This is a genomic window from Dysgonomonas sp. GY75 (assembly GCF_015234155.1).
GTDB classification, from domain to species: Bacteria; Bacteroidota; Bacteroidia; order Bacteroidales; family Dysgonomonadaceae; genus Dysgonomonas; species Dysgonomonas gadei.
In genome coordinates, this window is sequence record NZ_JADCLQ010000003.1 from 548,132 (window position 1) to 565,140 (window position 17,009).

At 38.7% G+C, this 17,009-nt stretch carries 9 protein-coding genes and 3 tRNA genes; all 12 read right to left on the reverse strand.

Annotated features, from left to right (window positions below; genetic code table 11):
• Nucleotides 1-9 precede the first annotated feature (9 nt).
• Complete coding sequence (locus IR083_RS03235; RefSeq protein WP_242052338.1) at nucleotides 10-744, reverse strand: hypothetical protein; 735 nt, start codon at nucleotides 742-744, stop codon at nucleotides 10-12.
• 441 nt (nucleotides 745-1,185) lie between these two features.
• Nucleotides 1,186-1,268: transfer RNA gene (locus IR083_RS03240), tRNA-Leu, on the reverse strand.
• 9 nt (nucleotides 1,269-1,277) lie between these two features.
• Nucleotides 1,278-1,350, reverse strand: a tRNA-Gly gene (locus IR083_RS03245).
• Between the two features lie 149 nt (nucleotides 1,351-1,499).
• Nucleotides 1,500-1,583: transfer RNA gene (locus IR083_RS03250), tRNA-Leu, on the reverse strand.
• 488 nt (nucleotides 1,584-2,071) lie between these two features.
• On the reverse strand, nucleotides 2,072-3,178 hold the full coding sequence (locus IR083_RS03255) for a SusE domain-containing protein (protein ID WP_194223203.1): 1,107 nt from the start codon (nucleotides 3,176-3,178) through the stop codon (nucleotides 2,072-2,074).
• 26 nt (nucleotides 3,179-3,204) lie between these two features.
• Nucleotides 3,205-5,139, reverse strand: a complete 1,935-nt coding sequence (locus IR083_RS03260) for a RagB/SusD family nutrient uptake outer membrane protein (protein ID WP_194223204.1) — start codon at nucleotides 5,137-5,139, stop codon at nucleotides 3,205-3,207.
• A 19-nt stretch (nucleotides 5,140-5,158) separates the two neighbouring features.
• The gene (locus tag IR083_RS03265; protein WP_194223205.1) at nucleotides 5,159-8,554 is read right to left on the reverse strand and encodes a TonB-dependent receptor; all 3,396 of its coding nucleotides are present in this window, start codon (nucleotides 8,552-8,554) and stop codon (nucleotides 5,159-5,161) included.
• 154 nt (nucleotides 8,555-8,708) lie between these two features.
• A complete protein-coding gene (locus tag IR083_RS03270) occupies nucleotides 8,709-9,920 on the reverse strand; it encodes a FecR family protein (RefSeq protein ID WP_194223206.1) in 1,212 nt (403 codons plus the stop codon).
• Between the two features lie 40 nt (nucleotides 9,921-9,960).
• Nucleotides 9,961-10,536 (reverse strand): RNA polymerase sigma factor, encoded by a 576-nt coding sequence (locus IR083_RS03275; RefSeq protein WP_006797627.1) that lies wholly within the window; start codon nucleotides 10,534-10,536, stop codon nucleotides 9,961-9,963.
• Between the two features lie 1,113 nt (nucleotides 10,537-11,649).
• Nucleotides 11,650-13,824, reverse strand: a complete 2,175-nt coding sequence (locus IR083_RS03280; protein WP_194223207.1) for a hypothetical protein — start codon at nucleotides 13,822-13,824, stop codon at nucleotides 11,650-11,652.
• A gap of 261 nt (nucleotides 13,825-14,085) precedes the next feature.
• Nucleotides 14,086-14,898: a DUF3823 domain-containing protein gene (locus tag IR083_RS03285; protein WP_194223208.1), complete on the reverse strand. Its 813-nt coding sequence runs from the start codon at nucleotides 14,896-14,898 to the stop codon at nucleotides 14,086-14,088.
• Between the two features lie 23 nt (nucleotides 14,899-14,921).
• The gene (locus tag IR083_RS03290; protein WP_194223209.1) at nucleotides 14,922-16,976 is read right to left on the reverse strand and encodes a RagB/SusD family nutrient uptake outer membrane protein; all 2,055 of its coding nucleotides are present in this window, start codon (nucleotides 16,974-16,976) and stop codon (nucleotides 14,922-14,924) included.
• Between the last annotated feature and the right edge of the window lie 33 nt (nucleotides 16,977-17,009).

Consider the following 17,009-nt stretch of genomic DNA (forward strand, 5'->3'; position numbering starts at 1 on the left):
AGTAATATTCTATTTAATATTTTTAGCCTCCTGATATTCTATCTTAAAGTCACTCTCAGGCAAAGGAGGTGTTCCACAAAATGTCATATTAGGAATATGATATTTAACCGGATAGCCATTATCGTTGTAAATGAGGGTTATCTTAAAAGTTACAGGAGCGAACTCCTTACCGTTTTCATCTAAAGAATATGTATATATTTCGGTACAATTATTATAAACAAAATTGGATTTATCCAGCATGATTACTAAAAACCATTGAGGTGTATTTACATAACTATATATACCGTTATAATTATCATATACATAAGAATAATAATTATTGTTCAAATCATACTTTGCTATATTACCTTTTTGGTCGTAACTATAATTATATACAACCGATGTGTTCCGGTCATTGTTATAAAATTGTTTCATTTCCAATATTCTGCCCTGTGCGTCGGCATCAATATACCGTGTATAATATTTATCTTGTATTATGATCTTAGCTCCCTCGTAGGTAAACAAATAGGCATTATCTTCTCCTACTGAAATCTGCTCAACGGCTTTTTTAATACAACCATCTGTATCGTATTCTATTTTAAGTTCGCTATATTTGGACAATCCTCCTCCCGACTTCAGATAATAACTACAGTTTACAAGACGATTATAATTATCATAAATCAATATAGTCTGTCCTCCATTCTTTTCTCCTGAGACTTTAACAGGTAACAATCTGGCCGAAGTTCCTCCTGGAAAATTATGCATACTATTTTCATCAGAACATGCAACCATGAATAGAAATACAAAAACAAGGCATAACTTAAAATACAAATTAGGTTTTCTCATAATAAAAAAGTCTAGGGTTAATATTGCTTTATATATTATATGATGAGATTTATTTATGGAAAGCTGCATATGAAAGTGATATTTATCTCAACTTCATACAACAACACATAAAACACTAGATTTAAACGATATAAATACATTACATATACTCTATCGAAAAATAGTATACAAAATAATAAGATAAAAGTTTATTTGCACAAACAACTGCAAGAGACTCTATTTTTGAAACAAGAGATTACTTTATCAAATTTTGAGGCTAGTAATGTATTGATGAATAATGAGGAATAAGACAAACGTTCCTATCAAAACAAAAACCCTCCGAAAATCTACTGAAAATCAGAGGGTTTTAAAATTGATTCGTGCGCATGAAGGGACTCGAACCCCCACGACCGTAGGTCACTGCCACCTGAAGACAGCGCGGCTACCAATTACGCCACATGCGCATTTATTCGAGCGAAAAACGGGGCTCGAACCCGCGACCCCAACCTTGGGAAGGTTGTGCTCTACCAACTGAGCTACTTTCGCAATTGGTGATGCAAAATTAATACATTTTTTCAGAATAAATCAAAGCTTTGATTCTTATTTCAAAATAATTGACATTTTTTTTTACCAGAAAAGCGAAATAGCAGAAATTAAACAAAAAAAGGCTGGCCGTTATAGCCAACCCTTACACGTACACACGATGAGATTCGAACTCACACGTCCTTGCGGACACTACCCCCTCAAAGTAGCATGTCTACCAATTCCACCACGTGTGTATAATTACTTTAAACAAAAAATGTGACCTTTGTCACATTCGAGCGAAAGACAGAACTTTAGACTTTTATTCACTGTATCTTTGAGAATACATTTTTTCAAAAATAAATATAAAGACTAACCATCGGTCAGCACTTTTTACGTCTAAAATTATTCCATAAGTGTCCTCTGACAACCTGCTCTTCTTTTCGGATTCAAAAGTAGTTTCTTTTTTTTAATTAGCCAAATCTTTGCGATTCTATTTATCCTTCACCTTTTCCCTTTTCATATACAGATATAAACTATCGATACATCTTTCATATTTATAGATATAACATTTAGAAAAGATGCAACAGATGAAAGTTTGGGCATCTTATATGAAAAATAAAAGGTCAGAGCAGCTCTAAATCAAAACTTTTTACAAATAATAAAAAAAGACAGACCATATTATCATTATATATAATACGGTCTGTCGGCATTTCTGTAATGTATGATCAGAAAAATGGATTAACTATTGTTTTTCGAACTTTATCTTCATTTTATATACATCCAGTGTTATTTTATAATGTCCGCTTTCTCCCTCTTTTATTACCCATTTAATGTCTTCCCCTCCTTTATTAGCCTGCATCCTGTCATCGGTGACAGGAGCACTTGCTATCATCGGCCTGAGGGTGTAATCGTCATAATTTTCAGCACTAAGTATCTTAAATTCAACAGGATTAAGATTTATATCCAGTTCGAATAAATTATGATTATCAGCTTTCATCATAAACTTATGGAGGTCCTGCGGAATTCCCCATCCGGTACCGGCATTACCTACAAGATAGAGATTCGGATATGGAACATTTATTTCACATTTCAGCGTCATATTATCCTTTCTCACCTCTATATTATAGATGCTCTCAATACTGATTTCAAACATATTGTCAGGTTCGCTATCCAGAGCTCTGTTGACCAATACATTATCTCCTGCACCTTTATTCAGTGAAGGTAAAGATTCACCCAATATGCTTATGAATTTAAAATTTCCCGGTTTCAGAACGCCCTGCCATTGATAAATATTACCGGCTTCGACCTCTGTCATTTTAACAGCCTTTGTGAGGTCTGTCCCTGCAGGAGAGGCATTCCCTGTAAGAAACAAGGTCTCAGGCGTTGGCACATAGCTCTTTACTTCGAGAGTAATGATAGAGATTTCAGGATATACAAACTTAGGCCCAATAACCTTTGCAACTACTCTGGCTTGTATCTTCACATCAGAGCCCGGTATTTGCCCCCATTTATTCAGAATCAAATCATTCAGTTCTTTATTGGTATATTCAACCTTAAACTCTTCATCCGGAGCAAATTCTACCGGATCGGTGGAAGTTTTGAAATCGGCACCCCAAATATCAAGCCTGAAAAAATATACCAATGTATTCTCCGGCCCCTGATCTTTTCCCTTATTCCATGTAAAGGAAACTACCACATCATTGCCCTTGGCTTCGTCTAATACGATAGACTCACTTGATGCCTTCAGCGATAAAGCATCCCCATTATTGTCCTTATCATCATCACTACAAGCTGCAAAACAAAGTACAGCTAAAAATATTATCGATATATATAATAATTGCTTTTGCATAGTTATATCATTTTCACGGGTTAGAATTATTCTGATGTTTCCCAAAATGGTAATTGACGCAGATTCGGATTCTTGTCTATCTGGTCTTGTGGTATCGGAACCCAATAATTTTTCTTGGTAAACACACGCTTCTGATAGACTTTTCTTACAAAGAAAGCTTTATCGTTATTCTTATCGTCACTCTTGTCCGTACCGGAGAAATTCATTCCCCAGAAATCACCATTTAGTAACTTCTCCCCTAGTTTCCATCTCCTGATATCATCCCATCTGGTTCCATTTTCGCAATTGAGCTCTACCCTGCGCTCGCGGCGAATAGCTTCACGCATTGCATCCTGTCCGCTTGGCACTGCAATTTGTCCTTCACCAGCACCATACATTGGTATACCTGCCCTTTCTCTTATCTTATTCAGGTAAAATAAGATTTCCGTAGTCTTAGACGGTTCTGATTCATTTAATGCCTCTGCATAATTAAGATAAAATTCTCCCAACCTGAATAAAATACCCGGACGGTATGGATTCACATTATTACGCGGGTCGTGGTCAGGATGTACTTTCTTTCTTACAAGGTATCCGTTCTGAGGTGCATCGTGCGTAGGTCCGCCATCCCATGCCCCGCTATAAAAACGGGTAGTCCTGTTCTCTCGTCTGAACCAACATTCATTATAAAGCACCGATATATAGAACCGTGGCTCACGGTTACAATACATATTATAAGTGTCAGCAAGAGTAACTGGATTAGAATCCGAATCACGATTTCCTTTTACTTCGATCCATTTTGTATTCCGTTTTTCTTCTGCCGTTGAAAAGCCTGTTTCAGTATAACCCGATGCCGTATTTATAATTGGAGATCCGTTTGCATTGTATCCAGTTATAGCCGGTAAACCATTTTTCATAAAGAAAGCATCGACCAAAGACTGAGTTACACCCATTCCGCCATTACCACCGGTTCCACGAGGCTGTGCGTGCCTGTCATATTCCCATGTTTCCGCTGGATTTCTGGCAAATAAGATCTCTTTATTACCTTCGTTGAATTTGCGGAACAACATATTTTGATACGAAAGGAATGGATCGATTTCGCCATTATTCAGATATTCGTAATACAGAGCATGTCCGTTTTTCTCTGCCAGTTCTATCAGATCCATGTTTGCTTTTACCGCTTTTGCCCATTTAGAAGCATCAGGGGTAGAATTAAATATAGGAGTGCCTTCACTGTTTGTATAATTGGCATAGTCGGAGTTTCCATTTACTAAAGGACTTGCTGCAAATAACAGCATCCGCGCTCTTACCGCCAGACATGCAATAGATGTGACCCTTCCGTATTTTTTTGATTCATTGTAGTATGGTGGCAAAATTTTTGACACCGCAACCAGTTCCTGATCTATCCAGTCAACTACTTCATCGAAAGGCTTCTGAGGTATCATCAGTTCCGAAGCAGGTGCATTTACATCCACCAGGCCTAGTTGCAAAGGTATAGCTCCATAATAATTCAACAACAGATAATAATAATATGCTATGAGGAAGCGTGCTTCAGCTTTCATATATTGTACTTCCTGTTCAGTTACCAACTGAGCTTCATTAGCCCTTACATTATCGATAAAAATATAAGCGGCACGGATTCTTTTCGGAAGCTGATTGAAGTAATTCGGCACCCAGTCAGAAGTAGGATTCCAGTTTCCCTGTTGCTTCCCGATAATATTCCATCCAAACTGAAGCCATCCCGTAGATGGAGCCAGGTCGTCTCCCAAAGGATCCATTCCTCTGGCATATGTCCAGTATGTATCAGGGATATTGGAATATACCCCGGCCAGCCAGTCTTCTGTTCTGGTCTTGTCTTTGAATATCATATCCAGAGTCAACTGGTCGTCAGGCTCTTTATCCAAAAAGTCTGAGCAGGAGCTCATACCTCCTGCTAAAAGGAGGATAAGCGAAAGATAAAGAAATCTATATATTGTTTTTTTCATAATTTTCGATTTTGATGTTTCAGAAACTGATATTTAGACCGATAGAATATGATTTCACCAGCGGGTATTTACTCCCCCTGTCAGAATCGATTTCAGGATCCCATAACTTAAAGTCGGACATAGTCAGTATATTAGTCCCTCGACAGAATATCCTTGCTCCAGATGATCCGAATTTACGAACCATCTTTACAGGGAAATTATAGCCGAGTTCGATATTTTTCAGGCGCAGCATTTTCATATTCTTCATCCACCATGTAGACTCTTGATAGTTGTTTTCGTTCAGCCCCTCATAAAGTCTCGGGTAGAAAACATCCTGTCTTGGATTTTCGATAGTCCACCTGTCTCCGACATTTGTAAAGAAGTTACCTACTCCACCCAGACCAGATCCGGGAATAAAATATGCTTCACGTCCAATCATACGGTAAGTATGCCCATTCCCTTGGAAGAAAAAGCCGAAATCGATATTTTTATATCTGAGGTTAGCTCCAAATCCGTATACAATCTGAGGATCGACAGTTCCACCGAGATTTGTCCTGTCCAAGGCATCGATTCTGTTATCGCCGTTAACATCAACATATTTGATATCTCCCGGACGAACGGACGAAGTGAAAGTTGGCGTCGGTATATCGTCTTTGAGAATACCGTTTTCCACATCCGCAAAATCATCATCAGTGAATAACCTTTCGGCTACCAATCCGAATATCTGTCCTACCGGAAGCCCTGTAGACGAACGGTTTGTACCGATTATTCCTAATGATTCATCCTGTTCTATAATCTTATTTTTTGCATATGTGAATGTACCTCTTGCCGATACAAACCAATCTTTATTGATTTGTTTATTGACATCCAGCACCATATCCACACCTTTATTGTCTACTTTACCGAAGTTGGCAAAAGGCATATCGACAAATCCGGCAGAAGCAGGCATCGTGGTACGACGCATGAAAATATCCCTTCGTTTTTCCATAAAGTAATCCACCTGTAATTCGATTGCATTGAACAGGCCTAGTTCTAAACCCAGGTTTGTCTTGGCTACAGTTTCCCACTTCAAGCCTGTATTCGCAATATTTCCTTCCCAGCGTCCGGCTCTCCCGAATTCATCCCTGTTATACCCCCATACATAACCATCTGTATTGTTTATGGTAGAAATATACGGGAATCGGTATTCTGTATCACCTATCTTAAAACGGTCATTTCCTACAAGCCCCCACGATCCTCTGAATTTTACTTTAGACAGGGTATTTCTTACTCCTTGCATAAAGGGTTCTTCCGATAAAATCCATCCGGCAGCAACCGAAGGGAAGAAACCATAACGCTTGCCTTTAGCAAAGTTTTCGGAACCATTATAACCAAAATTAAACTCACCTATATACCTTCCTTTCATCGTGTACGACAAGCGACCCGCTATTCCCTGAAAACGGAACGGTAATTTGCCTCCGTCATCGTAGTTTCGTTGATTATAGAGGAATAAAGCATTTACGGTATGGTCGCCGAATGTATTGTCATATGTAAGCGTACCTTCCAGATAGGTATTTTTATTACCAAAATTAGCTCCTACAGAATGATCCAGGAATTCCTGCCCGTATGAAGATACAACAAGCTCCAATTGGCCTGTTTCGGGGTCTCTCCCTGTAGCAGGATTATAATAATCGGGACTCTTACCTCTTTTCACACTATTGTCGGAATAATTATCAAAGGAGAATGTTCCTTTGATTTTCAATCCGGGAAGGAACATTTTCAAATCCTGTTCCACAACAAACAGAGATTCAATCTTACTCTGTACAATCCGCTCATAGCCGGTTTGTGTAAGTAATGCCCAGGGATTTACCCGTTGTGGTACTTGCGGAATCTCACCTGTGGAATAGCGCGTAGGATGCTGGTATGGAGGTGTCTGATAAGCCATTGCAAAAAGGTTATCAATACTCTGCGGCGGAGATGTACGTTCCTGCATATAACCTCCGATATTGAACCTTACCAAAGTAGTAGGTGTCAGGTTTATATCCACATTAGAGCGCATGTTATACCTGTTCAGCCTGAGAGAAGAATTCCATCCCTGATTTTTATCTCTTTCAAGAATTCCCCCTTCGTGATAAAAGGCTCCGACAAAAGAATAGCGTAATACCTCCGATCCCCCGTTAATATCGATAGAAGCTCTGGTATTAGTGCCATAGTCTCTAAGTATCGCATCCATCCAGTCCACACTCGGATATAGATCAGGGTCTACCCCATTCCTTATATTATCGATATGCTGCTGGCTATACATCGGCTCTTTCCCACTCTCATGACGTATACTGTTCATTACTTCGAGGTAATCGGCGGCACCGACAAATTCAGGAATCTTAGTCGGTTGTGTGATTGCCTGCTCCATCTTGAAAGAAACAGTTGGCTTACCCACACGCCCGCGCTTTGTATTGATAAGTATTACTCCATTTGCGCCTCTCACCCCATATACGGCACTGGCAGACGCATCTTTCAACACAGAAAAAGATTCGATCTCTTCAGGGTCGATATTATTCAATGAACGTTCAATACCATCGATAAGCACTAATGGTGTACGATTGCCCTGGAATGTACTGATACCACGTATCCAGAAGTTGGAATTGTCATAACCGGGCTCTCCCGAGCGTTGCACGCCAATAACCCCGGCCAATTGTCCTGCAAGGTTATTACTCATCGAGCGGGTGGTTCCGGCGGCTAGTTTTCCGGGCTCGATAGTAGAGATGGAACCTACTACAGATTCTTTTTTCTGCGTACTGTACCCGACAACTACGACCTCGTCCAGCTGCCCGACATCTTCCTGCATTATTACATTTATTATTTTGCGCTCACCTACGGTTTCGTCTTTAGGTAGAAAGCCTATGTATTTGTATTGTAGCACGGTATATTTATCGGGTACATTTATCGAATAATTTCCGTCGGTATCTGTTACTGTGCCTGTACTTGGATTACTCTTGACAATGATAGAAACCCCGATCAAAGGCTCACCTTTCATATCCGTTACATTCCCCCTGATAGTAATTTTATTCTGATTTTGCTGGGTGGTAGCAGATGCCGGCTTTCTGGACACAAATACCTGCCTGTCGGATACTGTGTAAATATAATCAGTGGATTTAAAAAGCTCTTTCAATACTTTGTCGATAGTCTGACCTTTCATGTCTATGGTCATACTTTTATTCAAATCCACAGATTCATCATAGTAGAAAAAAACATATTCAGTGTTCTTTTCTATTTCCGAGAAAATTTCTTTTAGGGGTGTATTCTTTAAATTAACGGAGATTCTTGTTGTCTGAGAATAACTTTCCACGGCATATGACAGATTTATTCCTAGTAGCAGGAAACATATAATCAGTCTCATAATCCGCAATGTTTTTCTAATATTAGCATCTTTTATGCTAAAAAAACGTTTTTTTATCATACATTTGTTATGATTTAAAGGTTAGACTTCGTACAGTTTTAACAGTTTAAATTCTATTGGATGGTACTGGTACTACCATCCAATTTTTTTGTAAGTTTCTTTACATAGGCGTTTTACTGATTTAAGGTTAATATTTATTTTAAATGGTACTTTTTCACTGGTTTTTATTTATTTTATATACATTTCCTTCCTTCGAATAAATGATTTTCCCGTCGAAAGACAATCCTTTCATTATTTCCTCGATGTTATCTTTCAAATCGAGTTTCCCGGAACATCTTATCATCGCAGCTTCCGGACTGCATTCTATTTGCATTCCATAATATCGGGACAACCGTTCGAATACGACTCCCAATCTCTCATTCCGGAACAAATAAAGTCCTTTTATCCATGAGATATACGTATCCGCTTCGACTGGAATTATTTTCTCATCGCCTCCCTGAAACTGGAACATTGTATTGGGATTCAATATCGCACCTTTCGATTCCTTAGTTTCTACTTTTACTATACCTGAAACTAAAACAACCCTTTTCAACGCATCAGACTCATAAGCCATTACATTGAAACTTGTACCCAGGGCCTGCACACTCATATCTTTTGTCCTGACAAAAAAAGGCTTACTCGCATCCTTAGCAACTTCTACAAATATCTCGCCATCGACATATATCTCTCTTTTATCTTTACCGAATTCGCTTGGATAAACAACCCTCGAACCGGCATTAGCCCATAGCTTAGAGCCATCGGACAAGGTAAGTACGGAGCGTTTGCCTTTTGGTATAATCAATTGATGTATAGTTACAGACTCTTCTTTTTCCAGAACTCCTTTTTCTGTTTTTATCTCATTTTGTTCGTAAGTGATCGTCGCTTCTTTTTCTTCAAAAAGTATAGTCTTATTATCGGATATAACGAGTTGTATTTCGGAATTATCGGGTACTTCCACTTTATTTTTATCCGCGTAAGCAACTATATCTGATGTATTTTTATCGGAAAATATAATCGAAAGAAAAGGGAATGAGATAGCAAGTACAGCTATGCTTGCTGCCACTCCGATGGTAATAAACAGCAACTTTCCTCTCTTATGTTTCTTATTCTCCTCTCTATGTGAAGAAATATTGTTCCACATATGCGATATCTCATCATCAGACAGAGGGTCGGCCTGAACAGCTATAGACTGGAGATATTGTTTTGCCTGTATATACTCTTGAATATTATCAGGCTTCCTGTTTTGAAAATCAGTCCAAAAAATTTCAGATTCTTCGGATGGTTCTTTGACTGAAGAAATAAAGAAATCGTCTTGAAGGAAATCTTCAAATGAATAGTTTAAATAATCTGATTTTTGAGTATTCTCAGGCATACTTTTTTCGTTCATTTAGTAAATAAACAAACGTACCTTCTTTTTATACTCAGTTTTATTCTGATTTTTTATAAAAACTTCTTATTTTTTTTAATGACCGTTGTATAACATTCGCTACAGACTGATAATTCATTTCCGTAAGAATACTGATTTCATCAATACTCATGTTCTCTACAAAACGATAATATATAATCTCCCTCTGCCTGGTGGTGAGCAGGGACATCACGTTGTCTACAGTTGCTTTAACAGACATATCCACTTCCATATCTATCAACAATGTCTCGGCTGTGTCTTCCGTATAGGTTTCTACCTGCTTTTCCTGAGAATCAATAAACGCTATATGAGTTTGATGACGTTTTAGAGTATTTATCAGATGGTTTTTCAAAATTCTGAAAAGATAAAATTTTATGTTATCGGTAAAACCTATCTTTTCTTTATTATCATACAAACTAATGAAGATATCCTGAATGCAATCTTTTACAAGCTCCCTATCTGATGAAAATTGCATACCATAGTGAAACAAAGTCTGGACATATTTTTTATAAATATGCGTAAATGCGATATCATTTCCGGCCAGAAAGCTTTTCCATAAGGAAGAATCATCTACAAAATTATCAATAGGGTCTCTCATTAAAAATGAAAATAGTTCTTACATTCAACTTCGAGTCTGTTGAACTCGTATATATCTTGCTATTGGTAACAATCGTTGGAAACAACAAATAGGAATAAAGATATGGTGAGTAAATATCTACAGAATATCATGTATTCTCTGTTAAACAAACAATCTTTTTGCCGCAAATACATAGGCAAAGGTGAACAACACCAAAAAAAATTGGACCATTAGCAATCAGGTTCTACAATCTCATCCAGAATATTTTGTTACGGCTTACCGTTTCTCTTAACTGTCGCTTCTTCTATAATATTCTAAATCTGAAATTGTTTGCATGCAAAAATAAGAATTTAAACTTATTGTAATTTATTTTCTGAAAAAATTTATCTATATATAGCGGATAGCCTTTAGCTGTTAGCTTGTAGTTCTTTGAAGTATTGGGATAAGTAGTAAGTTTTAGGTACTAAGTTGAAAGTTATATGAGATACGAGTAAACAAGACACGAGATACAAGTTGCTAACTGACGACTGTTCACTGGTGAGAGTCTTCGCTCTACTCAGCAAGCTAATTATTAATTATTCATTCTTAATTCTTAATTGTTTTCCGTGTTACGTTTGTTACCTTTTAACAAGTAATGAGTTTTGAGTAATAAGTACTAAGTTGAGAAAATTGTATTACTGTTTACTGTAAAGACTGTTACCTTTGTTACCTTTTAATCACACATAGTTAATTAGTGTAAAAATTGAGAGATGAAAACAATGAAAATTCTGTAAGAAGTGTCAGGTTTTAACTAAACTTAGTCAATATATGCAAATTAGACCAACAATTACAACTGCTAATTTTCGTGTCTTATCAGTAGAACTATTCCTTTTATTAATCTGGTTTACTATTATATTTTCTCTTTTGGTGCATTGGATCGAGCTATAGTTATATTTCTTCAAATCTCCGGTGAGTATGAAATATGACCCTATTCCGTATAAAAACATAGAGCAGAACATACTTCAGTCTGCCTCCTTAGCTCACGGACGACAAAGTAAAATATATTCTGCTCACTATTATTTGTTCTGTCTATCTTTCCTTATTTCATATAGAGTAACGTACCTTATTTAATTTTCTCTGTGTATTCTATATAAGTTACCATTTTATATTTACCGATACACCTTCGGGATTATTCTCAAATTCCAGCAAATAAGTTTTGGACTGCTGATCCCAAGATCCGGAAACCAGTTCTTCTTTACCATCAACCTGCACACTCACCGGTTTACGCGGAAGTAAAATCCTCGATATATTTGTGGTATTGACCGGACTCTTTGCTGCAAACGAATAAGAATCCTTTTCCGTTTTTTCTTCATAAACCCGGGATGCCGCGGCAAGAACCTGCGGTTTTTGTTTATCAGGAACCCTGTCTACATTTAAGAAAAATGCCTGTTCACCGGGCTGTATCATTTTAGACTTGTATACCGGTAACTTAGGATCAAAGAGATCTATAAGGGTACCTTTTATCAGATATGACTCATTACCTACACTCTCGTCCAGAACAGCAACCAGATCATAAACTCCTCTTTGAAGATAAAAATTATTCTTGAAGAGCAACTTACCCGCTTTCGCCTTCTGTTCATACATTTTTCTCACAACTTCAATCAGTTGCTTGTCATTATCATTTTCCAGCACAAAATTCTTCGGGTCAGTCCTGATAATATATACAGTACCCTTCCCGTAGCTATATTCTCCTTCTTTAGAGGATGCTGCAATGTTCATCTGCTTAAACAAATGGTCGGAAGGTGCTGCATAGTTGTTACCGCCCGTGTTCCACCACTCCAGTACAGTCTGGAACGGATCACTGTCGAGTCCGCTATACACCAGTATACCACCATCTTTTACCCATTGGGCGATGTGCGTATGAGCTTCCGGCGACAATGGTTTCATATTGGAATAAGTCATAAGTAATACCTTGGTATCGGCCAAAGCCTCTTTATAGCCTAAATTTTCAATATGAACTGTTTTTACAGGTACTCCCCGTTTCAGGAAAGGCAGAGCCTGTCCGTAGAAGTTCGACAATTGAGGATCTTCGTACCCTACATGTGTAGGAAACCGTTGAAACATGAGCGAATTAGCCATCAACACACTTATCCCTGCTGAACCCGTTACCTTATTGTCTGACAAAGGCATATGATTCAGAGAGTTTATCATTACCTGCATCTGGGTAGAATAATGTCTCGGTATCTTTTCCCTCTTGTCACTATCCGGGCTGGTCCTGTAAAGTCCTTCATAAATGCGTTCGGGCCAGGGCATTATTTCATAATCGGCTATATTGGGATATAATAATTGTGCCGTAAAGGTTGCCTGATAGTTCTTTTTGTAGTCAGCCCAGTCTCTTGGCCAGTCTTCAATGGGATCGGTCAGGAAAAACATTTTACGACCTGTGGGAGCTGTCATGGATTCCATTGATCCATATTCCAGAAAAGCTGTTTCGAAAACCCTTTCTTTTGCCTTACCATTATAGTAGTTTGGTTCGCGCGACGTACCTGTCCACACCTGCGCTATATATCCATCGACACACGACAGAGACGCTAAACTGGCTTCGGGACTAACAATCATCCATTGCGAATAGTTTACAAGAGAATGTGTAGGCACATAACACTTCACATCCATTCCTTTGCTCTTACCGTATTCTTTGGCATATGTAAATACTTCTTTCAAAGCATTATAATATAGTTGGTATTTCAGTTTACTGGACAAATAGGTATTTTCGGGAGACTCATGCTGTGGCCTCCAGTCAAAGCCATAGTAACTTTTCCATTCCCGTTTAAAGGCCTCACTATAACCTGCACGGGCCCAGAACTCCGGTTCTTCCATAAAGATGGCATCTATACCGGCATCAATCACCCGTTTCACATGTTTTTCTTTTATGTATTTCAGGTAATTTTCAGTGGGAACAATATAAGGCACCATATGTCCGTGCCATATTGTATCACCGTTTTGTTGTACTTGCCCTTCGTCCAGATGCATTTTTCCATCCCACTGACCGGTAAAGTATTCCTGATATTCACCCCATGCTATTCCTGTCATGAAATGGACTGTATAGCCTCTGTCGCGCCAAGACTGTACACGTTCTTCGAAGGGTATTCTTTTTGATTTGTCGGAAGGATTTCCACCTACTCCATATACCATAACAGCATCTGCCCTGTTATCTATTGTCGGCCTCCACTCACGTGAAGTCTGGAATGTAGTTTTAACATTGTCTTTGACCTGGGCTTTTGGCAGAAGAGTAAGCCCGCAAAGGAATAAGATTAATACACTTTTTTTCATAACTATATCCTATTTTATTCTTAGTCGTTCCGGATCAATACAAAAATATCACAGATGATGAATGTCTTTTATACATTAAAGACTCTTCTTCATTCATGGTATGACAGACACAATTTGTCCTTAATGTACTGCCGATCCGGTTTTCTCCTTAAATTTAATTGCATTTTTACTAATGACAAAGCATTAAAATAAAAATTAAGGTTTAAAGCTAAAACAGCAAGGTAATAGCTCTAAACCTTAAAAACTATTTTATTATCAATATTATGGAACCATTACTTCCATAGCCTCGTTATAATTCCACCTGCGGGTACCACTACCTTTCGGAGTATCGTAGTTTATACGCGCAGCAGCACGGATAAACACCGTACGTCCGGCAGGAATGGTTCCTTTAGATTCGATGGTGATTGTTTGTCCAAACAAAGAGTTGAACGCCGAACCTGTATATTGAATCTCATTCGACCACCTTTCGTCACGGGCACGGTAACCCACTGTAGATGAATAGCTGACAAACAACTGTATATCTGTCATATTCAGAAAACTACTATTATAACCGCCCATTGGCTCTATTTTATTGCGGAAATCATCTTCAGACACAGCACGTGTAACCCGCACCTGGGCTTTCACTTTACCATTAGAAACCGTCGGTTCTCCTATCCATTCCACTTTAAGGAAAGGTTGTACTTCGAACTTAACCTTAGTCGTCCCTTTAATATCCATTGTTTGGGTATCATCGGCAAGAAGCATACCATCTGCTTCGCGAACAAGTGGAATGAATGGCCCATCGATACGGATATTATAATTACCTTTAAATAACTTGGTATTTTTGAATGTACCGTCAGGCATACAATAAAAATCTGGGTTATGTGTAACATTTTCGCCCCAGCTAAGTTCTGTCAGACGTACTCGAATACCTTCACTTCCCTGATCTGTGAGTACAGGTTCTCCTGTAGCGACATCCACTACTGCTCCTTCCAATGTTTCTTCCGGTTCTTCATAGTTATCTACTTTAAACAAATCGCAGGAGCTGAAAGAAAGCAACGCACACATTAAAGAATAAAATACTATTTTTTTCATATTCTGTGTTTTATTATTATTCATTATCTATTTGGTTGTTGGTCGATTACCAGGCTCTTAGATACTTCACCGCCGGGAATTTCAAAATAATAATCAATCGGATTATATTCAAAAGTCTTGAGGCCTACCATTTGGAAATGAGCATCGAAGAAATATTTTCCTGTAGTAGTAGAAAAGAACGGATATAAGCCGCGGAAACGGTAGCGCGAATTATTACTAAATGCATCTTTATTACGTGCTTCACCCCAGAATCCGTCACGTCCGTCATAATGTTGAACACGCCAGCGTCTCAAATCCCATTTTGTCTTATGTTCAAAAGCAAGCTCTTTACGACGTTCTTTACGTACAATATTACGCCCTGTTTCTGTCGATGCAATTTTACTTGTAAGTTGCGTTGCCCCTGCACGTTCACGGATTTCGTTCACTGCATCCGTAGCTACCTGCAACAGGTCGGCTCCATCAGGAGAAGCCACTCCGGCCAAAGATAATTCTACAGCTGCCTCTGCTGCATTAAGCAATACATCAGCGTAACGCATCAGGATGAATGGCTGCTCAGATTTTCCTTCTGCCGCAACAAATGCCGGATTTGAATTAAGCCATTTCCGTCCATAAAATCCTGCCATTGCTGATTCTCCCTGATCATAGAACGGACCGTTTGCTCCGGACGCATTCATCTTTTGTCCGTTGTAATCAACTGTTTCCACATTTTCTGATTTCGGGCTCAGATACAATGTTTTTGGTTTTTGGGTATAAGCATCCAAATGTTGGTAATATGTTTCGGCATTAGCATAGGAATAGTCCTTAAAGAATGGCTTGACTGGTGTTGATCCGGTATATACACCGGCACGTATCTCAATCTCTTTACCTTTAAACATATCTCCGGGGAAAATCACATAAGCGCGTAAACGCGGTTCGGCGTTCTTGAAGAAATCCATCGGCTTGTCATACAGCAAATAATCTCCTGTGGTATTCGACATCCCGCTTGTAACTTTCACGGTTCCATCCGCATAGCGGTCGAAACCATCGAAAAGTTCGAGAAAATCAAGGGTAGGACATGTCCCTGAAGATAACGGCGCGCGGAAAATAAATGGTGCACTATATGCATCATAGCCGTGTGTCAGCGTAGGATATACATATTGCCTCACATAAATATTCTCGGGACTGCTCAAATCACTGAACATATCTACCATATTCTGATATTGTGCATCACGGTCTGTTGCCGACCACTTTTTCTTATAGAGTGAATACTTCCCGCTTTCCATCACTTCACGCGCAGCTTTATATGCTTCGGTGAAATACTTCTTGGATGCAGCCTGCCAAGATTCTGCACCAAAGCCAATTACCCGTATTCCTGTCTTTTGTCCCAATCCTGTCAGGCGACCTGTCACTGTCTCATTATATTTAGCCACACTTCCGGCATATAACATGGCTTCTGCTTTAAATGACAAAGCTACATATTTATTAGAATAACCCGATTTAGGACTGGTCGGGCTCAACAGACTGGCTGCTTTATCAAAATCAGCAAGTACCTGATTCCATGTTTCCTCTTCACTGGCACGCGGTACTTCCAGCGCTTCTTTATCGTTAGGATATTGAATGACTTTGGTCACCAACGGTACTCCTCCAAAACGTCGGGCCATGGCATAAAATACAAAAGCGCGTACGAAGTAAGCTTCTCCTAAATAATGGTTATAGCTTTGTTCCTGAAAAGAACCCTGGTATTGCGGCAACGTTTCTAGTAAATAGTTTGCTTTACGCAACAGTGAAAAGGCATTTCCCCAATATGCGGTTCTCTCACCTGTAAAAGTCTTACAAATGCCATCACGGTTCAGAGCTTCCCCTGTACCTTCTATACCCATCGAACCCAACCATGCGTTAAACTCGACACCCCATTCGCCCATATATTTGAAATCTTCAAATGGCATATTACTGTACATTGTTGCCATGTAAATTTCCATACCGGACTCGTTAGTCAGAATATCCTCATCAGTAATCAGATTCTTAGGTGCAATATCCAGATCGTTGCAAGCAGAGAAAAGAAAAATGCTTAGCAAGGACAGTATTATTATTTTTTTCATATTTTTCATATTTATTATTTCGTAACTGACACT